Raw genomic sequence first — 24,410 nt, 5'->3', positions numbered from 1 at the left:
GAGACGGGATCCAGTTACGCCTTGGCACGCGGTTCTGCTCAGTGAACATCTAGCCAAAGCCACCGGCCTGCAAGTCAAAGCGATGATCAAGGAAGTCGGGGGCTCCAAGATCACCCTGTCAGTTCCCGCCCGGCGAAATGTTCTCTCCCCCGGGCAACAGCGAACGCAGTAGCAACTCGCGCAGACGACGTCGCGCTTGGGGGGTCGCACAGTGCAGCGCCTCTGCGCAAAGGGCACGCTGTGCTAACAGATCTACCAGGGTATCCTCGCAAATAGCAACGGTGAGCAGATGCGAGGATTTTTCGACCTCTGCTGCCGCCTCCCCTTTAGTGCAACTGCAGGTTCGCCCCGTCATGGGATACGAGCTTTCCCCCGGCAAGTAAGGGTGCCGGCTCGTCGTCCCCATCCGTATAGAGTGCGCTGATGCAGTCAGCGGCAAGCCGCTGTTTATCGCGATCTCCCAGTTGGCGGGCGAGAACAGAACTGGCTCCAACAAGGAGGTAGTGGTGGTGTTTTTCATCTCCCTGCTTCCGGTAAGCCGCCATTAATTGAGCGGCACATTCACTAAAACGTGTTGCAGATACGGCATAGCTGGGCCACTCGCTTGTGAGCAGCATTCCCGCCACATCAAACGCGCAACCCAGATAGGGAATCGCCTCACTATGATTTCCCTCTTCGCACAGCATCCTGCCGCGCTCCATCCAATCCAACCACGCCTGTTCCGCACGATCGTTATTCTCAATCAGCCACTGGCGGTGATTAGCACATAGGTAACGTAAATTCACGGTAACCCCCCTGTTAGGTTCAAATTAAAGATAATGAGAAACATTATCATTTGCAAGTGCATTTAATTGAAAGAGACAAATGAAAAGACTCTTAGGGAGGTATTGAGAACAAGGTATAAAAAAAGCCGGCAGATGGGGGCTGCCGGCTAGGGGTCAGTGCCCTTGGGGTGGGGCACTTGCCAGACGCACCCAGGGGGACGGGTACGTCTGAGGGTTCCTCTACATATGCAAACACCTTGCATATTGGAAGGTTAGGCTGGCTCAGATTCGTTTCCCAGCCAGTAAACACCACGATCAGAGGTGCGCGAATACTATGCCCTTTAATCACTAATTTCCGGAAATAGGTTCCAAAGACACCAATAAATCAGCAGCTAATGAGAAAGGTCCAGAGAGGCGGAAAACAAATCCTCCTGCGCGCAGACAAAAAAAACCCCGGGTTTGGGGAATTCCGGGGTTAAAAAGCTGAACGCTTTGGGGTTAGGGAGCAACAATGATCTGTTTTATTCGATAGGACATTTGCCCGATTTGTTCCCATTGCTTAAGTAAATAAATGTAAATGCGGCTCAGGGGCGGAAAAAATAACGCGTGATAGGGATGGAACGGATTCCAGAGGAGTATTTATGCGCCAAAATTGCGTAAGACAGATGTGAAGCAGAGAGTTACTTTGTCGATAAGACTAATTTACTGAAAAAATTAAAGTGTAAGCTCACTCACCGGACCACAATCATGCAGGCGCCGAATCGCTTCCGCCATCAATGGGGCGCAGTCGAGTAGATGGAAACTCTGTGGCAAATTTAACTGGGGTAAAGAGTTGGTCACTGCCACCGCCTCCAAGGGTAGTTGTGACAAGTTTGAGAAAGCATCGCCACTAAATTGGCCGTGGCTGGCCAGTGCCAGGATACGCTGCGCCCCGCCTCCATGGGCAGCTTCCACCGCCCGACAGAGCGTTGCACCACTAGCGATAAGATCATCCACAACCAACACGACCGCCCCCTGCACTTCCCCCACCAAGGTGCCCCCGCTGATTTTTTCTCCACTGCGATACTTCTCGACGAAAGCGCAACCTACTGGGCGCCCCAGACGCTCACTCAGGGCCTCGCGCAAGGCCTCCGCGCGCTTTATACCGCCCTCATCCGGCGATAAAACCGATAGTGGTCGCGGCTCCGCCAACAGCTGACTCAGCGCAAACTCCAGTAACAGCGATTCCGACAGCAAATGTAAGGTGCGGCAGCGAAAAGCATTCTCGAACGCAGCCAGGTTGTGGGCATCGAGAGTCACGACCACCTGAGTCCCCACGGCCTCAAACAAGCTGGCCAGATAGCGAGTCGGCAGTGGATCGTGTAATTTGGTGCGGCGGTCTTTGCGTCCGTAGCAAAGGTAGGGCATTACTGCGGTAATACGTGCCGCCCCTGCATCGCGCAGTGCGCCAATGAAGAACAAACAACGCAGCAGTTTTTCATCGACACTACTGCAATGGTCCCTGTATAGGGATTGCACCAGGAAGACATCCGCCCCCTCGACATCATCCAATGGACGCACTTTATGCTCACCATCGGCAAAGCATCGCTCTTCGTGGCGAGCTAGTGGTTCACCCAGGGCTGCAGCCACACGACCAGCAAAATCGGCGCCGGCATCCAGACTAAATAGTTTCAGTCTACTCATAGTAAACTCGCACGAAACCAGCGCTCGGTCATGCGCACTACTTCATCCATGGCACCGGGTTCCTCAAATAAATGACCGGCGTGGGATATCAAGTGCAAGCGGGGCTCATTGACCATATGATTTAGGGCCTCTTTATTTAATTCCAGCACCTGCTTGTCATCACCGCCTACCAACAACAGCGTGGGCGCCTTAACTAGGGGGAGATCGGAACCGGCCAGGTCCGGTCTGCCGCCCCGTGAAACCACCGCACCCACCAGGGACGGACGCTCGGCGGCGGCAATCAACGCTGCCGCAGCCCCAGTGCTGGCGCCGAATAGTCCGATGTGCAGAGTCCGGGTAGTTTCCCCATGTGCGGCCCAATCGATCACTTCCACCAGACGCCGGGCACTCAGGTCGATATCAAAGCGGTATTCGCTGGTGGCCTCATCTGCACGGGTTTCCTCTTTGCTGAGCAGATCAAATAAAAGTGTGGCAAATCCATCATCGTTCAGACGTCGAGCCACGGCGATATTGCGCGGACTGTTGCGGTTACTACCACTGCCATGGGCAAAGATCACCAGCGCACGCGCCTCCTGGGGCAGCGTGAGAGAAGCCTGGAGAGTTTTGTGCTCCGCTGCCAACGCTATAGTTTTGTTCTGCATTGATGGCCCTCTCGGTAACCAGGGGACAAGGGCAGTTAATAATCCTAGCCGCCCAGACGTTATGGCAAACGAATGAAATCTTTGTAGTGCTCAGACTAGACCAGATGAACGCCAGCGGGCCTGCGGGAATTACTTGTGTCGCTTAATCCATGAAAAAGCGAGAGCTGTAGAAGGGTTTAATTTGAAGGCAAAAAAAAATGCCCCGGACTTGGGGGAGTTCCGGGGCAAACATCTGACTTCCTTGGGGGATGATGACGCATTCCAACGATCTTGCCTTTTTAGAGGGGATGTCGCCGGAACAGTTCCACGATTTCGCGCAAAGAATGCAAAAACGCCGACTTAAACACACTTATTGGCACTTTTTTCATCAAAAAGACGCCTATTAAGCCATCTTGTACCGGCGTATCTCATTGAACTGGCTCTTTTACTTAATGGATGAACCAGTCGCTTAAATTGAGAAACTCAATGCGCTTCATCCCAGCTCTTGCCGCGCCCCAGATCCACAATCAAAGGCACATGCAATTGGGCAGCGCCCTGCATAATCTCCTGTACACCACTGGCCACTGTCTCAACCTCATCCTTAGGCACTTCGAGTACCAGTTCATCGTGTACCTGCATAATCAGTTTTGTCGACAGCTGCTGCTCTTTCAGCCAGGCATCCACGGCTATCATGGCGCGCTTGATAATATCTGCGGCGGTGCCCTGCATCGGCGCATTGATCGCGGTACGCTCGGCCGCCTGGCGTTGCATGCCGTTGCGCGAGTTGATCTCCAGCAGATACAAGCGACGACCAAACAGGGTCTCTACGTAGCCCTTTTCCGCCGCCTGCTTGCGGGTATCCTCCATATAGCGCAACACACCGGGATAGCGTTCGAAATAGCGGTCGATATAAGTCTGCGCATCGGCGCGTGGGATATCCAATTGCTTGGCCAAGCCAAACGCTGACATACCGTAGATCAGGCCAAAGTTGATGGCTTTGGCACGGCGGCGCTGTTCATCACTAACTTCATCCAGCGCCACTTCAAAGACCTCTGCAGCAGTGGCGCGGTGAATGTCGGCTCCGTGGGCGAAGGCATCCACTAAGCCCTTGTCCCCAGACAAGTGCGCCATGATGCGCAGCTCAATTTGTGAATAGTCCGCCGCAATAATTTCACTACCGCCATTAATGCGCGGGTCCGCAGTAAAGGCACGGCGGATACGACGCCCTTCCTCAGTGCGGATGGGAATGTTCTGTAAGTTGGGGTCACTGGAGGACAGTCGACCGGTGGCCGCCACCGCCTGGTGGTAAGAGGTATGCACCCGTCCGCTGCTGGGGTCGATCATTTTCGGCAGCTTGTCGGTATAGGTATTCTTCAATTTGGCCAGACCGCGATACTGCATGATCAGCGCTGGCAGCTCGTGATTGTGGGCCAGTTCCTGCAGTACCGCTTCGGCAGTGGATGGCGCCCCCTTGGGGGTTTTCTTGATCACCGGGATCTGCAGTTTCTCAAACAGAATGACTCCCAGCTGCTTGGTGGAACCCAGGTTGAATTCCTCACCGGCCACCTCATAGGCCTTTTGCTCCAACGCTCGCATCTTCTGTTCGAGTTCGGCACTCTGCTCGGCGAGCATTTTCGCATCGATATAGGCACCGTTACGCTCCATAAGTGCGAGTACCGGCAGCATTGGCATCTCGATTTCATCGAGTACCTTTTGCAGCGTCGGCTCCCTCTGTAGGCGTGCGCTCAACTCATTGTGCAGACGCAAAGTGATATCCGCATCTTCAGCAGCATAGGGACCGGCTTTATCCAGCTCGATCTGGTTGAAGGTAAGCTGTTTGGCGCCTTTACCGGCGATATCCTCGAAATGAACTGTGTGCTCGCCCAGGTATTTTAGTGCCAGGCTGTCCATATCGTGGCGGCTGCCGGTGCTGTCCAGTACATAAGACTCCAACATCGTATCCCGTGCGATACCACGCAGCTCAATGCCGTAGTTGGCCAGGATATGACTGTCGTATTTAAGGTTTTGCCCCACCTTTTTCTGCTTTTCGTCTTCCAACAGAGGTTTCAGCTTGGCGAGAATCTCATCGAAGGGCAGTTGCTCAGGTGCGCCCATATAGTCGTGGGCCAGAGGCACATAAGCGGCTCGATAGGGCTCGACTGCGAAAGACACCCCCACTAGTTTTGCCTGCATATAGTTAAGGCTGGTGGTCTCGGTATCGAAAGCAAAGATCTCAGATGCCTTGAGCTGTTCAAGCCAGGCGTCGAATTCAGTCATCTCGGTAACGATGACATAATCCCGCTCAACCGCCTCAGCCATGGCCTCTTCAGACTCTTCACTGGTCAGCTCTTCCAGCCAGCCGCGAAATTCATTTTGGGTGAACAGCTCTATCAAGGCATCGGTATTGGGATCCGCATTATGAAGATCCTGTGGGTGATAAGGCATCTCCACATCGGTCTTGATGGTGGCCAATTTGTAGGAGAGTTCTGCCGCCTCGCGGTGTTCTGCCATTTTCTTGCCGAGAGTCTTGGCGCCGCGGAATCCCAACGGTGCAATGGCGTCCAGGTCTGCGTAGATATTTTCGAGGCTGCCGAGATTTTGCAGCAGCGCCAGCGCCGTCTTTTCCCCTACTCCGGGGACACCGGGAATATTGTCGGATTTATCCCCCATCAAGGCGAGGAAGTCGATAATCAACTCCGGCCCAACGCCGAACTTATTCACAACCCCTTCGCTATCCATCTCCGTGTTGGACATGGTATTGACCAGAGTGACGCCGGGGCGCACCAATTGCGCCATGTCTTTATCACCGGTGGAGATAATCACTTCCTGGCCCTTACGCTGGGCTTCCAGGGCCAGGGTGCCGATCACATCGTCCGCCTCGACCCCATCTACCACCAGGCGCGGTAGCCCCATGGCATCGATAATGTCGTGGATCGGCTGAATTTGCTCGCGCAGGTCGTCCGGCATGGGAGGGCGATGGGACTTGTATTCGGCAAACATCTCATCGCGGAAGGTTTTTCCCTTCGCATCAAACACCACTACCACTGGGCTTTGCGGATGCTCCTTCAAGTGGCGGCGCAGCATGCTGATCACACCACGCACGGCGCCGGTGGGTTTGCCCTGGCTGGTGGTCAACGGCGGAAGAGCGTGAAAGGCGCGGTACAGATAGGAGGAGCCATCCACCAGGATCAGCGGGGCGGCAGGGGTGCTTTGTTTACTCATAAATCTCGGGATTCTGTTATTTGTCCTGTCGGGCGCTCGCGGCGCTGGATTGGCCGATAGGATACCCCCCTTTGCACAGTTTTTCCGCTCGCTAGCACCAGGCAGAACATTTACCGCCACCACAGCCCCTGCGGCAAAGCCAACTCATCTCGACGCTGGGTTACTAACAATCGACGCAGCAATCTCACCAAATGCTCAGGCTTGTCTAGTCTTGCCGGTAGCGACTTTCATTAATCGCCAACTCCCCGGAAACAAATGCCAATGGCCGCCCACAGGCGGCACGGGGCCTTTTATTTCCGCAAAAAAGTTACCCACAGATGTACAGGAAGGATTCTTATTATGAGAGGAGTGATGTACGCCGCACTGCTATTTACCGCCTCATTTCTAGCAACGCCAGTAGCCGCGGTATCTGCCTGCCAAACGGAAAAGTCCCAGCAAACGGTCTCTGCTACAGCAGATTATCCACAGATACCAAGTCACGAGCTGATGCTGGAAGAAGCCACCAGGGAACAGAGTGAAGCGTTATTTCAACGCCAGATGCGTCAACTGGAAAAGATGCAGCGCAAGGCCGAGCGAGATTCAGCGCGCGCAGAAAAACTTCTGCAATTCAAAAATAAATCCGGTAATGCCGGTTAAGCGGCTCTAATAAGGTATGGTTACAAGGTATGGCCCGCGCCTCTACTGTCGGGCCATCTTTTTTTTCCCACATTGCCTGGGGCCCAGTTTACTCCTCTGCTTCATCTACACCGCTGTCGGGTATCTCACTAAGACAGCTGCGCGCTTGTACCAACAGTGACTCGATCAAGTCGCGATAGCTGGCATCGGGCCCCAGCTGTTCGCCGAGGGGGTCCAGAGCGACATATTCCAGTCCCAAATGCTCTGCCACTTGCCGGTCCCTAGTATTTTCTGGGACTTCTCCAAACAGGCAACCTCGCCCCATCCCACTGAGGTTTAACATAGCGCGTGCACCACGACCGCTACCGCTACCGCTTCCATTGCTTAGAGCACGGGTATTCACCCCAGCGGAGCCAAAGAAATGTCCATAAGCATCATGGGTCACCACTATAGGTACATCGCGGTAGGCCCATAGGGCCCTGTCCAGCACTTTCTGAAGGCTGGCCATAGATTGGGAAAAGTCGCGGGCGCGACTGCGATACAGCTCAGCCTGTTGCGGCTGCAATTGTGCCAGGCGCTCAGCGATCAGGGCCCCAGCCAATGCCGCATTGCGCGGACGCAGCCACAGGTGGGGATCGGCTGCATTGGCCCCCTGGTACTCAAATTCAGTTGCGCCCAATAATTGCAATTGCCTTTCCTCGGGTAGCGAATTCACCTGCCCGGCCAGCAGCCCCTCCATCTGCGGCCCCAGCCAAATCATCAATAAGGCGCGCTCCAGACGTGCCCGCTCCGCAACACTGGGGGCGTAATGGTGGGGATCGACCCCCTGGATTAATATTTTCACCGGCAGGTTATCACCGGCAATTTCCCGTGCGATCAGTGCCAGCGGGCGCACGCTCACCACCAGCTCTGTGCGCTCAATGGGCTGAGATTTACCACAGGCCAGCAGGCTGAGGCAGAACAACATCAGGGCAGAAAAGGAGAAAACACGCGAAGAGGGAGACATCGGAGACATTTGGCGAAGAAAAACTGCGATATAATCACAACCGGCTTCACGCCGCCAGCCCAACTGGCAACAGGCTCTCTTTTTGAGTCCTCGCTTGAAAGCCACAAACATACAGTTTTTCACACCCGCCCCGGAGATTTTGTCCTGAACCCTTCCCCGCCGCTAATTACCGCCGATCGCGTCGCGCTACAACTCGCCGGCCGGCAATTACTCCGGGACATCTCCGTGGAGTTGACTCGGGGGGAGATTGTCACCCTGATCGGCCCCAATGGCGCCGGCAAGACCACCCTGCTGCGACTACTACTGGGGCTGACCAAACCCACATCTGGCACCGTCTGGCGCCAACCGGGCTTGCGAATCGGTTATATGCCCCAGCGTTTACACATAGACAACTCTATGCCCATGTCCGTGCAGCGTTTCCTACAAATAGGCCAACCGGGAATAAAGACCACTCAAGCGCAGGCCGCACTGGATAGGGTGGGTGCCGAGCAACTGTTACAAGCCAGCCTAGCAAACCTCTCTGGCGGGGAGATGCAGAGAGTACTACTCGCACGCGCCGCCTCCCGCAAACCGCAATTACTGGTGCTGGATGAGCCCACCCAGGGCGTCGATGTTGGCGGGCAGAGTGAGTTGTATCAATTGATAGCCACCCTTCGCGATGAGCTGGGCTGCGGGGTGTTGCTGGTGTCGCACGATTTACATCTGGTGATGGCCGCCACCGACAGGGTGCTGTGTCTCAATCAACACATCTGCTGTCACGGACACCCGGAACAGGTGAGCAAAGATCCCGCCTACCTGGCGCTCTTTGGCGATACCGTGGCTCCCTATACCCACCAGCATAACCATCAGCACAAACTGAGTGGCGATATTGCCGGAGAGTGCAATCACTCTGGTACAAAGTCGAACGGCAAAAATAGAGAGCAATATTAAGTGGTCGAATTCGGCGAATTACTGCACAGCCAATTTCTCTGGTATGCCCTGGGTGCCGGTCTGCTAGTCGCATTAGTTAGCGGCCCACTGGGCTGTTTTGCCGTCTGGCGGCGCATGGCTTACTTCGGTGACACACTGGCACACTCAGCCTTGCTCGGTGTCACCCTCGGCTTTGTACTACACATCATGCCCACCCTCGCCGTTGGCGCAACCTGCTGTTTGCTGGCAATTCTACTGGTGTACCTGCAGCGCAGGCAGAAGTTAGCCGTGGATACTCTATTGGGGATTCTCTCCCACTCGATGCTCGCTCTCGGAATCGTGACCGTCAGCCTGTTCGAAATTAAGGTGGACCTACTCTCCCTGTTACTCGGCGACTTACTCGCCGTAGGCAGCCAAGATTTGGTGCTGATGTCTGTTACTGCCGTGGGCATCCTCGCTCTGCTTTATTGGCTATGGGAAAAATTATTAGCCTTCACTCTGCACGAGGAGCTGGCCTCGGTGGAAGGTGTGCCGGTAGAGAGAATACGTATGGCGCTAATGCTGATGCTAGCCCTGCTAATTGCCATTGCCATGAAAGTGGTTGGTGTGTTGCTGATCACCGCCTTGCTGATTATTCCCGCTGCTGCAGCACGCAGGCTCTCCCGCACTCCAGAGCAAATGGCGCTGCTGGCATCCCTGATCGGCTGCCTCGCCGTAGTGCTCGGCTTGCTCGCCTCTATTTTATGGGACACGCCAGCCGGGCCCTCTATTGTCCTGGCAGCGGCTGTGTTTTTTCTCTGTAGCCAACTACGTCCACTTCAAAATTACTAGCGTTCCTTTTGACAGTCTTTAAGCGCTGCCACAGCTTCTAATACACTGCCTTTAGTAGTTTTGGCGTTTATTTCATCCAAAAAAAGCGACTTACTTCACCCATTTATCCACAGGGTCTTTGCCCAGCTCTGAGCTAATTGTTTCAGTTTTCCGCCATTGCTAGTGTTGCTCGACGACCAGCCAATTTGGGCCAGTCATGGACTATGACAATAAAAAAGTTGAGCAATAAACATGGAAAAATTCACTCTCCGTCGCAATGTGTTGGCCTCTGCCATTTTGGCCGCGGCCGCTTCAACAACCCCGCAGGCTCTCTTCGCCGCCGAGGAAGGTGCTATTGAAGAGGTCACCGTTGTCGGCTCCCGAATCAGCCGCAACTCTGAATTTGAAAATGCTACCCCGATCCAGGTAATGGACCGCGAAAGCATCGAGAAATCCGGTTATACCAACCTACAGCAGCTGTTTGAGAAAAACCCCGCTGCGGGTAATGGCACATTCTCCACCCGCGGCAACAACCAGGATTCCACCGCTAACGGTGCTGCTGCGGTGAGTTTGCGCGGTATGGGAGCTGATGCAACTCTGGTGCTAGTTAATGGCCGCCGTGTCGCTATCAGTGCCTTTGCCGAAGGGATAACCACCAACTTCGTCGATATCAACAGTGTTCCGTTGGCCGCTGTTGAGCGTGTGGAAGTCTTGAAGGATGGTGCCTCCGCCATTTACGGCTCTGATGCGGTAGCCGGTGTAGTCAATCTAGTGCTACGCAAAGATTTCGAAGGTACTGAAGTTTCTATGGACTACGGCAGTGCAGATGGCTATGACGAGCAGTCTTTCTCGGCTGTTTGGGGCATCAATGGGGAAAACTCCAATTTCACCGTTATTTTTGATCATCATAAAAATAGCCGCCTAGCAAGCACCGAACGTAGCGGCTTGGGTACGGCCAACCAGTCCGGTAATGGCGGCCTGGACCTTCGTTCAGGTCGTGGTTATCCGGGAAGTTTCATCCTGCCAGGGGCCACTAAAACAATTGAAGATCCTAACTGTCCAGAGGATCGCATAAAAGTAACCGATAATGGCAATGTATGTGTTTACGATTACGGCCCTTGGACACTACTTACTCCCGAAGCGGAACGTACCGGGTTAATTATGCTTGGTCATAAGCAGTTAAATGAGGACATAGAGTTTTTCAGTGAAATCGCTGTGCAACATAATACTTCTGTAGCCCAGGGTGCCCCAACCCCCCTAGATGCTGATGCAGGGCTTTATGTACTGGCCGACCACCCCAATAACCCCTTTGGCGAAGATGTCGATATCGCCTTTTACCGCACTGTAGATGCTGGGGCACGCCAATGGGATATAGAAACCGACAACTTGCGTGGCGTTTTCGGCCTACGAGGTTCTATCGCCGATTGGGATTGGGAGACATCCATTCAACGCTCACGGAGCGAATCAGAACAAACCGGGAATAAATCCCAAGGTTGGGTACGCACCGACCTATTGCAAGAACAGATTAATGCCGGGAATTACAATCCCTTTGGCGGCGTACAAAATCCGGACTCTGTAATTGATGCCATCACCACCAATCTGGTCCGCCAGGGTAAGTCTGATCTAACAAGCTACAATTTCTCAATCAATGGTGATTTATTTGATACCTCCAATGGCACCATTGCTATGGCTGCTGGCTTGGAATACCGTGAGGAAAAAGCCTCCGATATTCCCGACGATCAATTCCAGCGTGGCCTCATTTTTGGTACTGAGTCTGTATCAGCCAGCGCCAGCCGTGATATCTCTTCGGCTTATGTCGAAGTAGCCATCCCTCTTCCCGCTAAATTCGACCTCACATTGGCGGCCCGCTACGACGATTACAGCGACTTTGGCAGCACCACTAATCCCATGGCCAAGCTGTTGTGGACTGCCACTGAGCAACTATCCTTACGCGCCTCCTGGGGCACCGGTTTTCGTGCGCCATCTCTTGCGCAGATAGGTCTTGGTGACTCACAAGAATCAAAATTTTTGACAGACTATTATGGCTGTGAAGCCAATGGCATAGATATTAAAGATTGCACTAAGCTCGATTACACAATTATTTACTCTCAAAACCCGGATTTAGAGGCAGAGGAGTCTGAGTCCTTCAACATAGGTGCCGTTTACGAGCCTATTGAGAACCTGCGTCTTTCCCTGGACTACTGGAATATCACCCAGGAAGGAAAGATCGATGACATTCCATATACCGGCATCTATAGTCTTCATTGTAACGATCAAGACAGTACCGTCTGCCGACGCAATGAACCACTTGCAGGCCAATCTTTAGGACAGCTGCAATCCCTGCTTAGTAGCTATACCAATATTGGCGAACAAGACGTATCTGGAGTCGACCTTAGCGCTGTATACAGTGGGTTGGAACTAGCCGGTGGAGAGTTAAACCTACGTTTGGACTACTCCTATTTAACTGAGTTTGAGCGTGTGGAGCTCAACTTAAACGGTGATGCACTTATGACCCATGATTTAGCAGGGAAATACGAGTACCCACAGCACCGTTGGAATGCCACAGCTGATTGGAACTTTGATACCTTCGGTATAAGTGCCTTGCTCAGCTATATCGGTGAATTTGAGGATACCCCAAATATCTATGGAAACCTTGATTATGGTGATAATGCTTATCGCACAGTGGATTCATTCCTCACTTTAGGTATACAGGCTCGATATACCGGCTTTGAAAATATGGTTTTAAGTCTCGGCGCCGACAATGTCTTCGACGAAGAGCCGCCTTTCGCTATTGGTAATCAAGATGGCGATCTTTATGGCTATGTACAATCTCAGCACGACCCTCGCGGACGCTTTATCTACGGAAAAATGACTTATAGCTTCTAATCAAAGGGCTTTCGCAAACAAAAAGGGAAGCCATTAGCTTCCCTTTTTATCTTATAGATTTTTTGAAATTATTTAATAGACTTATTCTTCTTCGATCGATCTCCAACTGGCTCATAACCCGCCTTATGGAATTCATAGATAGTCAGCCCTATCCCCATTAAGATACAGATAGATACGCCAATTCCTATTATCAAAATTAATGTATCAGACATAGCCTTTATCTTCTTGCCAGAAGAGCTGATACTTTAAAGTAGATGCCAAAACTTAAAATACTGGGCACCCATAAGGCAGTAAAAATACCCTGTTCCTTATAGCCGTTAAACCATAAGTACCCAGATAAAAAAAATGAGATCAGAACAGCTAATAAAATAAAGAAATCAGATGCCTTCAACATTGATTTAACCGCCAAATTTAATCATAGTCCCAAAACCCTACCGCAGCTAATAACAATCCTGATATTGTAATCATCGCGGGAATACCTATCCCTTGGATCCCAAAATATTGAATCATTGATGGAACAATATTTAGCACACCTGCCAATCCCCAAAGAAAAAATGGCATAGCAATTAAAAGACCAAACCAACCAAGAAAAAGCCGCGCTTTCCTCAGTCGATGAAACATACAAATTAATCTCTTCAAAAGACCTGTGTTCAGGTTCGACAGTAAAATTTATAAAATTGCTAAAAGCATAGCTCACCAACTTGAGGGCAATGTCTAAATCAGTGCCTTTGTGAAGTCGCATACTCTTCATTACTTTGCCAGACTCTCAGTAGATTACCCCCGAGGATCTTTTTGATGTCTTCTTCACTATAACCTCGTTCAAGTAAACCAAAGACAAGGTTTGGATATTCTGAAACGTCTTTCAGCCCAACAGGTAAACTGTCACCAACACCATCAAAATCTGAACCTATTCCAATATGGTCAACACCAACTAAATCGCGAATATGATCAAAGTGATCAAGTACATCACTTAAATCGGCATAGACAAACATATCCTGATGTAACGTTTCTGTATATTTTTCAACTTCCGGACTATGTATATCTAAGTTATTTTCTTTAATATATTTTTCAGTCAGCCTACTAATTGAGTTATAGGAATCTCTAGATTTAGCACTAATAAACGTTGAGCCAAAATTGACCATAATCAACCCTCCCTGTTTTGCAAGCGCAGTTAACATTGCATCACTCATATTGCGCTCAAAACCTGGGGTGAAATGTCTCGCTGAGGAATGTGAGGCGATTACAGGAACTGATGAAATTTCCATTACCTGCCAAAAGGCCTCATCAGAAATATGGGACACATCAATCATAATACCTAGCGCATTCATCCCTCTCACTAGATCCTTACCAAACTCACTTAATCCTTTCCACGGCCTTGACTCATCATAGGAAGAATCCGAGATATGATTACTCTTAGAGTGGGTTAGGGTAATATAGCGAACCCCGCGGTTATAAAAATGCCTTAAATTATCTAAGCTTCCGTCAACACCTGCACCATTTTCCATGCCCAGAGGCAGTGAAATTTTACCCTGCTCAACTTGAGCTTTTAATTCTTTTAAAGATTTAGGAATAGCAAATTTTTCGAGATGCATTTCTACCAATGTCTCGACATTAGTAATCAGCTGGTCTGCATAATCTTTAGCAGTTCCATCAATTTCCTTTTCGGCAGGTATGTAGATCGACATAAAAGGAGCGTTTAAACCACCTTTAATGGCCCTATGATAATCAAAGTCTCCACCTTCTACGCTGGAACCAACATCAACATTTTCTTTCGACAACCTATATGGAACATCTATATGACCATCCACTAACATATTTTCCAGTACAAGTTTTTTCGCAAGTGCATGGTGATTTTCAACATTCCACTCATCACAAGCCGACAAGAATATCAAAATAAAAGCCAAGCATTTTTTCATAAGAATCTCCCAATTAAATAGTAAACGTGAATAAGATCTGCGGTAAAAACTTGAACATTATCAGTACGCTTCAACGTATATCTTGGTTAGATTATTATCACTTTTCAGTTTTAAGTAGGAAGAGGATAAGGGAGTAATAACATATGAAATACATTGACCGCCCAGTGAGCCATCACACAAAGCCAAAAATTTCTACGTAAATACCAGAGAATTGCATAACAAAAAGAGGCTAAACCAAGTAGAATAATTGCTGAAGTATCTGCAGACCACCCAACATGAAGCATGGTAAAAATAACTGTGACTATTGGAACAGAAAGCCATCGCCACTCAGCAAGGGATTCTTCTAATCCTCTTTGTAACACCCAGCGAAAAAAGCCTTCCTCACTAATACATACGACTAAAAGATTGATAACTGCTGCTATTAATATTGTATTAGATATTTTTACCGAAGGGCCATACAAAACCAAACCAATAGCGATTGGAATAGCAATAGTAATTATTAAAAAAAATAAATCGATAGATCGTACGGTTTGTTTTTGACGAAGCATAAAAGCGAGCAAGCCAATAGCAACTAATGCTTTACCACTATTGAAGCTTACATATATCAAATTCCCTGCACTATCTGAGTAGGGAGTAAAAATGTGAATTCGCTCACTACCAGGAATGATATTAAAGCCGGCCAACAGCATAAGCGCAATACAAACAAAATATAAAGCCGCACGCCTCCATCCTCGGCATATTTCAAGTGTGGTTAAAGCGATCCAGGTAAGAGGTGCAAGAAAGCCAGCCCAGCCAAAAGGAATAATACATAAGGATAATATAAGTGGTGCACCCCAAGGGACTTTAGAAACATCCGTTGAGTGAACCTTGTCAAGGCTTTTCAACTGCACTTTACTTCCTTACATCTAAGTATACACAGGTCAAAGAGTAATTTATGAGAATACTCCAATATGTAAATTAACCATTAAAAGTGGCACGAATTGAACGATAGGTTAATTTCATTTTTGCCGGATCCAGTGGGGCTCTAAAGAAAGCATGGTAATGTCCAAGGGGATTTATTAATACAACTTGAGAACCATGATCCATCGTATAATCATTATTATCTAGAATAACTTTATTAAAAGGAACATTAAGTTGACTAGCAAAACGCTTTATTTCTATGAAATTGCCAGTAACACCGAGAAAATCATTATTAAAATATCGAACATAATCATGTAAGATCAGTGGTTTATCTCTGGCAGGATCAACCGAAACTAAAATAACATCGGTATCTGCACGAATATCTTCATCAAGGAGTTTATAGAAACTATTGAGACTCGACAGAGTTGTAGGACAAACATCGGGACAATGGGTAAATCCAAAGAATATGAAAGTCCATTGGCCTTTCATATTTTTTGTTTCAAATGCACTGCCTGTATCGGCGATTAACTGAAAATTATCTAAAATTCTTGCTCGCTGTAATTTCACGGCACCATTTATGCGAAGCTCAGAATCACTTAATATCCTTGGCTGACTTAACTTATGAACAAAGCCAACCAAAACTGCCACAATAAACATCAGTAAAACGGTAATCGTTATACGAACACCACGCTTTTGGCGTTGTATGAATTTAGGCTCAGCCATCTTATGAAGATTAGTCATTTTTTACACCGATATTAAATAGTGATCCAACAACATAATGCAAAATAAAGCCATCAGATAAATAATAGAGTACTTAAAGGTTTCAATTCCCGCATTGGGGTCTCGACCCCGTAGCATTACCAAACTCCAATATATAAACCCAAGACCTAGCACCACCGCCCCAAGAAGGTATAACCAACCTAACATTGCAGTTGCAAAAGGAAGTAAGCTAACTGCAAATAAAATAAATGTATAAAGTAAAATATGCAGATTTGTGTATGGCACACCGTGAGTAACTGGTAGCATAGGAACTTTTGCTCTGGCGTAATCCTCTTTCCTATGCACTGCTAGTGCCCAAAAGTGCGGAGGTGTCCAGGCAAATATGATCAGTACCAGTAACAGGGCATGTGGATGAATTTCATTAGTTACCGCTGTCCAGCCGAGTAGTGGCGGTGCTGCACCAGCGAGTCCGCCAATGACAATATTCTGAGGTGTGGCATGCTTTAAAAACATAGTGTAAATAACAGCGTAACCAATCAGAGATATCAGTGTTAACCAAGCGGTTAATACATTCACAAATACCATTAACACTGCCATACCAAGAATACCCAGCAACAGAGAAAATAGTATGGCCTTGCGTGGCTCAACTCTTCCTCTTGCGACTGGGCGATTGCTAGTACGCGCCATTTTTGTATCAATGTAACGATCAACCAGATGATTAATCGCTGCAGCGCTACCAGCACAAAGGGCAATACCTAAATTACCCAATATTAAAATTTCTAACGGAACCATTCCTGGAACAGCTAACAACATACCAATCAGAGATGTAAGAATCATCAGCATGACTACTCTGGGTTTAGTCAGTTCATAATAATCACGCCAGTTAGTGAAGCTCAATTTAGCAGTTTGTATAGCCATAATATTCTTCTTCTCTAATTCTTCCTTGATAAGACATAGATCATTACAACTCGGCAGCCAATTCTGAATCTTTTATAATTCTATTTTTTTTAGAATTATTTTCTCGTACTTCAATAGAGCCAGCTGAGTAAATACGATAACAGAAAGTTAAAATACCTAATAATAGAAATGCGGCACCGGCATTATGAGCAACAGCAATTGATAGTGGTAAAAACATAATTACATTTGCGACACCCAAACTTACCTGCATCCCTATCAAAGCAATCAATATAAGGGCCCAACGATACTCACCAGCTTTCCAGGAAAAAAATGAAAGGCTAAGGACTAGTCCGGTCACGATTAAAGCGCCGATACGATGAATAAAGTGAATAGCCGTACGTGCATCACTTTCCAAAGCACCACCTAAATAATTTGGCCCAATTTGTTGGAGGATATTAAACCCTTCCTTAAAATCAGCTTTAGGAAGCCACTCTCCATGACACGTGGGGAAGTCTGGACAGGCAAGTGCAGCATAATTTGAACTCGTCCAGCCTCCCAAGGCTATCTGAACAACTACTGCTATAGCAGTCAAAACGACAAGTGGTAATAAATTATGAAGTTTACGGTAATTTTTAAATTGACCTGATAATTTGTCATATCTCATTCTTTCTACGAGTAACCACAGCATAGATAATGTTGCCATTCCTCCTAGTAAGTGCGCAGTGACAACCTGAGGCCATAACTTCAAGGTGACAGTCCACATACCGAAAGCCGCTTGCAAAGTAATCAGGGCCATCAAAAAATGTATCTGTTTAAAAGTGCGTTGTTTAGGATTACGCCAGGATATGTAAACAAGTGAAGCGACTAATAAAAGCAGGATGCCTGCAAAGTATCTATGCACCATTTCAGGCCAAGTTTTGCTAGTATCTACAGGCGTATCTGGAAATGCATAGTTAGCCGCTTGAATTTCATGATTTTTATCTGGCCAAGTAAGATGGCCGTAACAACCAGGCCAATCGGGGCAGCCCAACCCAGCATCAACAAGCCTAGTAAATGCTCCTAAAGTAACAACAATTATGGCTAAGACACATCCAGCCAATGTTAACTTCAAACGCCAACCAAATTGCTCTTTTATAGGTTGCTTTATTTTCTTTTTTTCTGACGATTCCATGTCACTCTCCATTATTTTTCATAGGAGTACTTCAACAGGCGTTTGATATCTTTCAATAGTTGATTACCACTATGTTGGTTGTCATAGATCATCATTGCGAATCCTTCCTGATCTATTAATATTGCTTTAACAGCATCAATTTTTTTATGGTCGGTCAGTTCATGTAGCGTATTTACGCTATTGTCATTCAATCTGAAAATCTTTAGACGAGGATGTTCTAACTGTAGTTTTTCTTTTTTTTCTTCAGTCATGGAATGATGAGTTGCAAGAAGCCTCTCAACTCGGCTGGCTTTCTCACCCAATCGGATATGCACTTGGCGACTGGTATATAATAGTTTTTCACAGTCCTCACCACAGTCTGAAGGACTTATAATGAGATATCTCCACTTTTGGTGTTCCCCCCCAATTAACTGTGTCTCCTCTTCAAGTGAAGATATTTTTAAATCATTAAAATTAATCGGTGGTTGAAGTAACTCACCTTGATTAGTTGTTCCATCAGGTATTCCTACTCCCGTATAAAACACTATATAAGCCGCAACAATCGGTAGAAATACCGATGCTGCAATAGAAAATATCTGTATTTTTTTTGAAGAAGAATTTGCTTTTTTTTCTCCATTTTCTTGCAGAGTGGAGGACCCTTCTCTTCCTTCCATTATCATACCCCTAATTATTTATTTTATTTACTTTTATAAAATTGGTAGCAGTAAAAAGCCAAAGAAAAAATAAAGCTGCAGCCATAGCAAACCATTGAATCGCATAAGCGATATGTCGATCCACGCTGCTATTTACTAATTGCCAATCCGTTATGAGTGCTGATTCTGAGTCAGCACTTAACCTAACAATCCAGTTGTTATTACTGAGCGTCATATTCTGAACAATTTCTTTATTAACAATCTGTATTCTTCGATTTATTATTTTTTCTTTAGTCTCTTTAGATTTTAAGTTTTCAACCGGGTATAAAAACCCATTGATTTTTATCTTATCTTTAGGGTAGTTAACTTCAGGCATTACATCCCGACTAGCTGAAAATGGAATCCAGCCTCGATTTATTAGCCATCTCTGTTCACCAGATATAAAGACTTGAAGAACCTCATACCCTACCTTTCCAGTGCGAGTTCGATTATCCAATAAGAAATATTCATCAGAATAATTTCCATCTAATTTTACAGGCAGGAATTTTTTTAAATTCGTAACTAAATGTAGATTTTCTGGTTGGGATGACAATCTTGAATTGATTTCTAAATCTATGATTCTCTTATCATCAGCTCTACCGAGCTGCCAAAATCCCAACAACACAAAAACTGGAATAAACCCAAAAGAAAACAGGGTGATCGACCAGTTACGAATCAATGATACACTGGTATTATCTGAAGAAACTGATGGTATCTCTACTGTCATGTGCTACTACATAAAATAATGGAAAATAATTATATGTGGCTCAAAATCGTTATAGTCGTTCTTTTTCTCGCGATACTGGTGAGCCTATCCAGTGCTTTATTTTTTCTACTGCGAGATATGGGTGCTCCCCAGTCTAAACGTACTCTTTATGCTTTAGGTATACGGATTTCTCTTGCCGCACTTCTTTTATTAGCCATCTGGTATGGCTTCGAAAGCGGCATTTTGGCTAATACTGCTCCCTGGACAGATAAATATTAGTTTATATCGCCTCAAGTTAATTCAACCTGAGGCGAATCCTATGTACTTATAAATTATGCACCTAGCACATATACAAAAATAAATAAGCCAACCCAGACAACATCTACAAAATGCCAGTACCAGCTTGCTGCTTCAAAGCCAAAATGATCATTGGGTTTGAAATGATGTGCGATTACAGAACGTAGCAACATTATAAGCAGCATTATCGTTCCCAGAGTTACATGAGCTCCATGGAAGCCCGTCAACATGAAAAAAGTTGTGCCATAAATGCCTGACTCTAAAGTGAGTCCAAGATGTTGATAGGCTTCATAGTATTCTTGCGCCTGAAGATATAAAAATATGAAACCTAGAAGAACAGTTCCTCCCAGCCACAGATTAAATTTTCCACGCTCACCTTTTTTAAGAAACACATGAGCGAAATGTACGGTAACGCTGGAAGATAAAAGAATTATTGTATTCCAAAGAGGTAAATGCCATGGATCAATAACATCTTTAGGTCCTATAAATTGTGCTGTATCGCCATGAGCTGCTGCATCCGGAGTCACATAGAGAGGCCAAGTATTCTCAAACCCCTCCCACAACATGTTGGATATTCCATTATCGCCTTCCCCAGCTAACCAAGGAACAGAGAAATTTCTTATGTAGTATAGGGCCCCAAAAAATGCAGCAAAAAACATAACCTCAGAGAAAATAAACCATCCCATTCCCCAGACATAAGATCTCTTTAACTGTTCACTGTTCAGACCAGCCATATTTTCTCTGATTACCGCTGCAAACCAGAACCATAAGACTGCTGCCAAAGCCAGCGCACCGGTAAAGAAAATATAGGAGCTACCACCGTTGATCCAATTCGCAGCACCAAAGGCAATTAAAAACAAACCTATAGTGGCAAATATCGGCAGCTTGGATTGTTCTGGAACATAATAACTGCTTTCACTAGCCATGAATTTTATCCCTCTCGCTCGGGCTCGTTATTTTTTTCGATATTTTTAGAAATTCTTTCCGTAACATCGAACAGCGTGTAGGAAAGGGTTATAGTATTTACACTGTTAGGAATCTCGGGATCAACGATAAATCGCAATGGCAACTCTGCCTTTTCACCCGCTTTTAAAATTTGCTGATTGAAGCAAAAACATTCAGTTTTGTGAAAGTATTCCGCGGCTTTAAAAGGAACCAAGCTGGGAATGGCCTGACCGATCATATCCCTTCCAGTAGGATTGAAAGCGATAAAAACGGTATCCATAACCTCACCTGGATGGACTTCCACCGACATTACACTGGGAGAAAACTTCCAAGGCATATTGTCGTTATTGCTTGCAATAAACTGGACGGTGATAGACCTGCTGGTATCGATAGCAGCAGGGACCGCTTCGTAACGCCCGCCAGTTTTACCATTCAAACCAGTAATCTCGCAGAAAGCATCATAAAGTGGTGGCATCACGAATATGGCGAACACCAGCATGCTGGCGGCAAGCGCCAGCAATTTCGCAGAAACTTTAGTATTTTCGCTAAATTTCATCGGCACAAGAACCAGAAATTAACGAATAACCGGAGGGGTACTAAAGGTGTGATAGGGAGCCGGTGATGGCACCGTCCATTCCAACCCCTCCGGGTTATCCCATACTTTATCAGTGGCTTTTTTGCCACCCATGACTGTACGTACCACATTAAAGAGGAATACCACCTGAGCCGCACCGAAAAGAAATGCCCCCATACTGGCCATCTGATTAAAGTCAGCGAATTGTAGTGCGTAGTCTGGAATTCTTCTGGGCATACCCGCCAGACCGACAAAATGCATCGGGAAAAAGGTTAAATTCAATCCGATGAAAGCTAACCAGAAATGCACTTTCCCCATAGTTTCGTTGTACATATTCCCTGTCCACTTAGGCAACCAGTAATAAACCCCTGCCGTAATGGAAAAAATAGCCCCAGGAACCAGTACGTAATGGAAATGGGCAACTACAAAGTAGGTATCATGATACTGGAAATCTGCTGGAGCAATGGCCAACATCAATCCTGAGAATCCGCCAATGGCAAACAGAATAATAAAAGCTATAGCGAACAACATGGGAGTTTCAAATGTCATGGAGCCTCTAAACATGGTAGAAACCCAATTAAAAATTTTCACACCCGTGGGTACTGAAATCAGCATAGTGGCATACATAAAGAACAGCTCGCCGGCTATAGGCATACCCACTGTAAACATATGGTGAGCCCACACAATCATGCTGAGGAATGCAATTGCAGCTGTGGCATAAACCATGGAACTATATCCAAATAGTGGTTTACGCGTAAAAGTGGGAATGATCGCCGAAATAATACCGAAGGCAGGCAAGATCATGATGTATACCTCTGGGTGCCCAAAGAACCAGAAAACATGCTGGAATAGAACTGGGTCACCACCACCTGCAGCACTGAAGAAACTGGTACCAAAGTGGATATCCATCAGCATCATCGTCACTACACCAGCTAGTACTGGCATCACTGCGATTAGAAGATAAGCAGTGATCAACCAGGTCCAGACGAAAAGCGGCATTTTCATTAAAGTCATGCCTGGAGCACGCATATTCAGAATGGTCGCTATGATATTAATGGCTCCCATAATGGAAGATGCACCCAGAATATGAATGGAAAATATAAAAAACGTGACGCTCGGTGGTGCATATTCTGTCGACAAGGGGGCATAGAATGTCCAACCAAAGTTAGGTGCTCCCCCTTCCATAAATAAGGTCGATGCCAACATTGCAAAACCGAAAGGTAAAATCCAAAAGCTCCAATTATTCATCCGTGGTAATGCCATATCCGGAGCGCCGATCATCATCGGTACCATCCAGTTTGCTAGCCCGACAAATGCCGGCATTACCGCCCCAAAGACCATGATTAATCCATGCATGGTCGTCATTTGATTAAAAAATTCTGGCTGTACGATTTGTAGTCCAGGCTCGAAAAGCTCAGCACGTATAATGAGCGCCATACAGCCACCCAGGAAAAACATTGCAAAGCTGAACCAAAGATACAAAGTACCAATATCTTTGTGGTTTGTGGTGTATAGCCAGCGTTTCAAGCCAGATTGAGGTCCGTGTGCCATGTTAAAATCCCCCAGCGCTTACTGCTTATTCTTAAAATTAAGGATATCAACGGGCTGAACCGTATCGCCCATTTCATTACCAAAGGCATTGCGTTGATAGGTTATCACTGCGGCTATATCCACCTCAGATAACTGTTCTCCAAATGCTTGCATGGCAGGGTTTACCTGTGATCCATCAATGACTATATCGAGATGGGTATTCAGGGGACCTGTCGCAATTTTTGATCCGGCAATCGCTGGAAATACGCCGGGAACCCCTTTTCCATTTGGCTGATGACAGGCTGCACACATGCTGTTGTAGACTTTTTCCCCTTGTGCAAAAAGCTCATCAAAAGTAAAAGTTTTTCCCGTAAGCTCGCGCATTTTTACTGCAGAGGCTACTCGCCCATCCAGCCAAGCGTTGTACTCTTCTTGGGGAACAGCTTTTACCACGATCGGCATAAATCCATGATCTTTGCCACAGAGTTCTGCACATTGCCCACGATAAATTCCAGGCTCTTCAATACGTGTCCAGGATTCATTAATGAAACCTGGAATAGCATCTTTTTTTACAGCTAGGTCAGGTACCCACCAAGCATGAATCACATCATTGGCAGTAATTAAGAATCGAATTTTTTTCTTAATAGGAACAACCAAGGGTTCATCAACTTCCAATAGATAGTTTGGGCTTTTTGGCTGTTCGTTATTAATTTGGCTGCGTGGGGTTGAGAGATTTGAGAAAAAAGTAACATCCGAACCAATGTAGTCGTATTTCCACTTCCACTGATACCCCGTAATCATGATATCAAGATCCGCTTTATCGGTATCATAGATCTCATAGAGGGTTTTGGTCGCAGGAATAGCCATGAGAATCAAAATGACAGTGGGAATTATTGTCCACACCAGCTCCACAGCTGTACTTTCATGAAACTGTGCAGCCTTGTACCCCTTACTCTTACGATGACGCCACATACTGTAAAACATGACACCAAATACAAGAGCACCAATGGCTACACAAATCCAGAAAATCAGCATGTGTAATTCATAGGTCGTTTGGGCAACTTCTGTCACCCCTTTGGGCATATTGACCCCCCAGCGCTCAACAGCCTGCTCTTCCGCCATTACGGATTGGACAGATAGCGAAGCGGCCAGCAAGGCGAACAGCCGATCAAAGCCTCTCAACATCGCCTACAGATCTCCGTGGTTGCGGGTTTCCTTCGAAAACCCGAATTTTATTTTTGGCCGCCGGCCTTCACGGATAGCTGAAATAGCCCTGTCTATGTACTGTTACAGGGTTAAATCCACTCAATAATTTTGGACATACTGTAGTAACACAAGACTACATACACTGGACGAGGTGACATCCCCGCATTACTGCCGTCAGTGCAACTTGTTATTTTAGTAAAAAAATTTTTACTTCAGATGTCGTCGCCCGGAAGGTACAACCAACAACCTGTGTTTCTTTATTTGTCGCAACTACTGCAGGTACAACAGGAACATATTGTCAATGAAAAGTCAATCAGGCCTTATAGCGATAAATTATGCTCAAACCAGCTTCCTGCATAGGA

Annotated in this window: 23 protein-coding genes; 5 read left to right on the top strand and 18 right to left on the bottom strand. The window is 46.9% G+C overall.

Annotation, left to right across the window (positions count from 1 at the left end; translation table 11 throughout):
• Positions 1 to 118 precede the first annotated feature (118 nt).
• The 5 genes from ACJJIJ_RS18455 to polA all read right to left on the bottom strand — a co-directional run bounded on the left by ACJJIJ_RS18455 (position 119) and on the right by polA (position 6,289).
• Entirely contained in the window at positions 119 to 355 is a 237-nt protein-coding gene (locus ACJJIJ_RS18455) for a hypothetical protein (RefSeq protein WP_444938104.1), read from the bottom strand.
• Positions 327 to 785, bottom strand: coding sequence for a hypothetical protein (locus tag ACJJIJ_RS18450; RefSeq protein WP_444938103.1), 459 nt, complete (start codon positions 783 to 785; stop codon positions 327 to 329). The genes ACJJIJ_RS18455 and ACJJIJ_RS18450 overlap by 29 nt, the downstream gene beginning before the upstream one ends.
• 693 nt (positions 786 to 1,478) lie before the next feature.
• A complete protein-coding gene (locus ACJJIJ_RS18445) occupies positions 1,479 to 2,447 on the bottom strand; it encodes a ribose-phosphate diphosphokinase (protein ID WP_252084020.1) in 969 nt (322 codons plus the stop codon).
• Positions 2,444 to 3,088 (bottom strand): dienelactone hydrolase family protein, encoded by a 645-nt coding sequence (locus ACJJIJ_RS18440; RefSeq protein WP_444891682.1) that lies wholly within the window; start codon positions 3,086 to 3,088, stop codon positions 2,444 to 2,446. Before ACJJIJ_RS18440 ends, ACJJIJ_RS18445 begins: the two co-directional genes overlap by 4 nt.
• A gap of 462 nt (positions 3,089 to 3,550) precedes the next feature.
• The gene (gene polA, locus ACJJIJ_RS18435; protein ID WP_444938102.1) at positions 3,551 to 6,289 is read right to left on the bottom strand and encodes a DNA polymerase I; all 2,739 of its coding nucleotides are present in this window, start codon (positions 6,287 to 6,289) and stop codon (positions 3,551 to 3,553) included.
• 339 nt (positions 6,290 to 6,628) lie between these two features.
• Here polA and ACJJIJ_RS18430 point away from each other — a divergent pair, with 339 nt between their 5' ends.
• Complete coding sequence (locus tag ACJJIJ_RS18430; RefSeq protein ID WP_444891684.1) at positions 6,629 to 6,925, top strand: hypothetical protein; 297 nt, start codon at positions 6,629 to 6,631, stop codon at positions 6,923 to 6,925.
• Positions 6,926 to 7,013: 88 nt separating this feature from the next.
• On the opposite strand, the gene ACJJIJ_RS18425 is transcribed toward ACJJIJ_RS18430, so the two are convergent.
• Positions 7,014 to 7,919, bottom strand: a complete 906-nt coding sequence (locus ACJJIJ_RS18425) for a metal ABC transporter substrate-binding protein (protein WP_444891685.1) — start codon at positions 7,917 to 7,919, stop codon at positions 7,014 to 7,016.
• Positions 7,920 to 8,054: 135 nt separating this feature from the next.
• Here ACJJIJ_RS18425 and znuC point away from each other — a divergent pair, with 135 nt between their 5' ends.
• The 3 genes from znuC (at position 8,055) to ACJJIJ_RS18410 (ending at position 12,515) form a co-directional block, all read left to right on the top strand.
• Positions 8,055 to 8,840, top strand: coding sequence for a zinc ABC transporter ATP-binding protein ZnuC (gene znuC / locus ACJJIJ_RS18420; RefSeq protein WP_444891713.1), 786 nt, complete (start codon positions 8,055 to 8,057; stop codon positions 8,838 to 8,840).
• Positions 8,841 to 9,650, top strand: coding sequence for a zinc ABC transporter permease subunit ZnuB (znuB, locus tag ACJJIJ_RS18415; protein WP_444899397.1), 810 nt, complete (start codon positions 8,841 to 8,843; stop codon positions 9,648 to 9,650).
• Positions 9,651 to 9,881: 231 nt separating this feature from the next.
• Entirely contained in the window at positions 9,882 to 12,515 is a 2,634-nt protein-coding gene (locus tag ACJJIJ_RS18410) for a TonB-dependent receptor (RefSeq protein WP_252084014.1), read from the top strand.
• Between the two features lie 411 nt (positions 12,516 to 12,926).
• Here ACJJIJ_RS18410 and ACJJIJ_RS18405 read toward each other — a convergent pair whose 3' ends face one another.
• The 8 genes from ACJJIJ_RS18405 to ACJJIJ_RS18370 form a co-directional block, all read right to left on the bottom strand.
• Positions 12,927 to 13,136: a hypothetical protein gene (locus ACJJIJ_RS18405; RefSeq protein ID WP_252084013.1), complete on the bottom strand. Its 210-nt coding sequence runs from the start codon at positions 13,134 to 13,136 to the stop codon at positions 12,927 to 12,929.
• A gap of 98 nt (positions 13,137 to 13,234) precedes the next feature.
• Entirely contained in the window at positions 13,235 to 14,431 is a 1,197-nt protein-coding gene (locus tag ACJJIJ_RS18400; protein WP_444938101.1) for a dipeptidase, read from the bottom strand.
• Positions 14,432 to 14,541: 110 nt separating this feature from the next.
• The gene (locus ACJJIJ_RS18395; RefSeq protein ID WP_444938100.1) at positions 14,542 to 15,321 is read right to left on the bottom strand and encodes a CPBP family intramembrane glutamic endopeptidase; all 780 of its coding nucleotides are present in this window, start codon (positions 15,319 to 15,321) and stop codon (positions 14,542 to 14,544) included.
• A gap of 67 nt (positions 15,322 to 15,388) precedes the next feature.
• Positions 15,389 to 16,072, bottom strand: a complete 684-nt coding sequence (locus tag ACJJIJ_RS18390) for an SCO family protein (RefSeq protein ID WP_252084010.1) — start codon at positions 16,070 to 16,072, stop codon at positions 15,389 to 15,391.
• Positions 16,073 to 16,075: 3 nt separating this feature from the next.
• Positions 16,076 to 16,969, bottom strand: coding sequence for a heme o synthase (cyoE, locus tag ACJJIJ_RS18385; RefSeq protein ID WP_252084009.1), 894 nt, complete (start codon positions 16,967 to 16,969; stop codon positions 16,076 to 16,078).
• 43 nt (positions 16,970 to 17,012) lie between these two features.
• Positions 17,013 to 18,119: a COX15/CtaA family protein gene (locus ACJJIJ_RS18380; RefSeq protein ID WP_252084008.1), complete on the bottom strand. Its 1,107-nt coding sequence runs from the start codon at positions 18,117 to 18,119 to the stop codon at positions 17,013 to 17,015.
• Positions 18,120 to 18,130: 11 nt separating this feature from the next.
• On the bottom strand, positions 18,131 to 18,772 hold the full coding sequence (locus ACJJIJ_RS18375) for a redox-active disulfide-containing membrane protein (protein WP_252084007.1): 642 nt from the start codon (positions 18,770 to 18,772) through the stop codon (positions 18,131 to 18,133).
• A gap of 10 nt (positions 18,773 to 18,782) precedes the next feature.
• On the bottom strand, positions 18,783 to 19,517 hold the full coding sequence (locus ACJJIJ_RS18370; RefSeq protein ID WP_444938099.1) for an SURF1 family protein: 735 nt from the start codon (positions 19,515 to 19,517) through the stop codon (positions 18,783 to 18,785).
• Between the two features lie 33 nt (positions 19,518 to 19,550).
• Between ACJJIJ_RS18370 and ACJJIJ_RS18365 the strand changes: the two genes are divergently transcribed.
• The gene (locus ACJJIJ_RS18365) at positions 19,551 to 19,775 is read left to right on the top strand and encodes a DUF2909 domain-containing protein (protein WP_252086046.1); all 225 of its coding nucleotides are present in this window, start codon (positions 19,551 to 19,553) and stop codon (positions 19,773 to 19,775) included.
• A gap of 53 nt (positions 19,776 to 19,828) precedes the next feature.
• Here the strand turns inward: ACJJIJ_RS18365 and ACJJIJ_RS18360 are convergent, their stop codons facing one another.
• Genes ACJJIJ_RS18360 through coxB form a run of 4 tightly spaced genes read right to left on the bottom strand, consistent with a single transcriptional unit; the run spans position 19,829 to position 24,027 of the window.
• Positions 19,829 to 20,719: a cytochrome c oxidase subunit 3 gene (locus tag ACJJIJ_RS18360; RefSeq protein ID WP_252084005.1), complete on the bottom strand. Its 891-nt coding sequence runs from the start codon at positions 20,717 to 20,719 to the stop codon at positions 19,829 to 19,831.
• A gap of 5 nt (positions 20,720 to 20,724) precedes the next feature.
• Positions 20,725 to 21,294, bottom strand: a complete 570-nt coding sequence (locus tag ACJJIJ_RS18355) for a cytochrome c oxidase assembly protein (RefSeq protein ID WP_444938098.1) — start codon at positions 21,292 to 21,294, stop codon at positions 20,725 to 20,727.
• Positions 21,295 to 21,312: 18 nt separating this feature from the next.
• A complete protein-coding gene (gene ctaD, locus ACJJIJ_RS18350; protein ID WP_444883290.1) occupies positions 21,313 to 22,863 on the bottom strand; it encodes a cytochrome c oxidase subunit I in 1,551 nt (516 codons plus the stop codon).
• Positions 22,864 to 22,881: 18 nt separating this feature from the next.
• Positions 22,882 to 24,027, bottom strand: coding sequence for a cytochrome c oxidase subunit II (gene coxB / locus ACJJIJ_RS18345; RefSeq protein ID WP_444883289.1), 1,146 nt, complete (start codon positions 24,025 to 24,027; stop codon positions 22,882 to 22,884).
• Positions 24,028 to 24,410 lie beyond the last annotated feature (383 nt).

This window comes from Microbulbifer mixtoriginis (SeqCode), from assembly GCF_052467945.1.
This window is presented reverse-complemented; position numbering and strand designations above follow the sequence as displayed.

Coding starts and splice junctions, on each gene's coding strand:
- ACJJIJ_RS18445 (WP_252084020.1), bottom strand. CDS start 2,447: ATGAGTAGACTGAAACTATTTAGTCTGGATGCCGGCGCCGATTTTGCT.
- ACJJIJ_RS18455 (WP_444938104.1), bottom strand. CDS start 355: ATGACGGGGCGAACCTGCAGTTGCACTAAAGGGGAGGCGGCAGCAGAG.
- cyoE (WP_252084009.1), bottom strand. CDS start 16,969: ATGGCTATACAAACTGCTAAATTGAGCTTCACTAACTGGCGTGATTAT.
- ACJJIJ_RS18410 (WP_252084014.1), top strand. CDS start 9,882: ATGGAAAAATTCACTCTCCGTCGCAATGTGTTGGCCTCTGCCATTTTG.
- ACJJIJ_RS18355 (WP_444938098.1), bottom strand. CDS start 21,294: ATGAAATTTAGCGAAAATACTAAAGTTTCTGCGAAATTGCTGGCGCTT.
- ACJJIJ_RS18430 (WP_444891684.1), top strand. CDS start 6,629: ATGAGAGGAGTGATGTACGCCGCACTGCTATTTACCGCCTCATTTCTA.
- ACJJIJ_RS18405 (WP_252084013.1), bottom strand. CDS start 13,136: ATGTTTCATCGACTGAGGAAAGCGCGGCTTTTTCTTGGTTGGTTTGGT.
- coxB (WP_444883289.1), bottom strand. CDS start 24,027: ATGTTGAGAGGCTTTGATCGGCTGTTCGCCTTGCTGGCCGCTTCGCTA.
- ACJJIJ_RS18360 (WP_252084005.1), bottom strand. CDS start 20,719: ATGGCTAGTGAAAGCAGTTATTATGTTCCAGAACAATCCAAGCTGCCG.
- ACJJIJ_RS18425 (WP_444891685.1), bottom strand. CDS start 7,919: ATGTCTCCGATGTCTCCCTCTTCGCGTGTTTTCTCCTTTTCTGCCCTG.
- ACJJIJ_RS18375 (WP_252084007.1), bottom strand. CDS start 18,772: ATGGAAGGAAGAGAAGGGTCCTCCACTCTGCAAGAAAATGGAGAAAAA.
- ACJJIJ_RS18365 (WP_252086046.1), top strand. CDS start 19,551: ATGTGGCTCAAAATCGTTATAGTCGTTCTTTTTCTCGCGATACTGGTG.
- ACJJIJ_RS18370 (WP_444938099.1), bottom strand. CDS start 19,517: ATGACAGTAGAGATACCATCAGTTTCTTCAGATAATACCAGTGTATCA.
- ACJJIJ_RS18440 (WP_444891682.1), bottom strand. CDS start 3,088: ATGCAGAACAAAACTATAGCGTTGGCAGCGGAGCACAAAACTCTCCAG.
- ACJJIJ_RS18400 (WP_444938101.1), bottom strand. CDS start 14,431: ATGAAAAAATGCTTGGCTTTTATTTTGATATTCTTGTCGGCTTGTGAT.
- ACJJIJ_RS18380 (WP_252084008.1), bottom strand. CDS start 18,119: ATGGAATCGTCAGAAAAAAAGAAAATAAAGCAACCTATAAAAGAGCAA.
- ctaD (WP_444883290.1), bottom strand. CDS start 22,863: ATGGCACACGGACCTCAATCTGGCTTGAAACGCTGGCTATACACCACA.
- ACJJIJ_RS18390 (WP_252084010.1), bottom strand. CDS start 16,072: ATGACTAATCTTCATAAGATGGCTGAGCCTAAATTCATACAACGCCAA.
- polA (WP_444938102.1), bottom strand. CDS start 6,289: ATGAGTAAACAAAGCACCCCTGCCGCCCCGCTGATCCTGGTGGATGGC.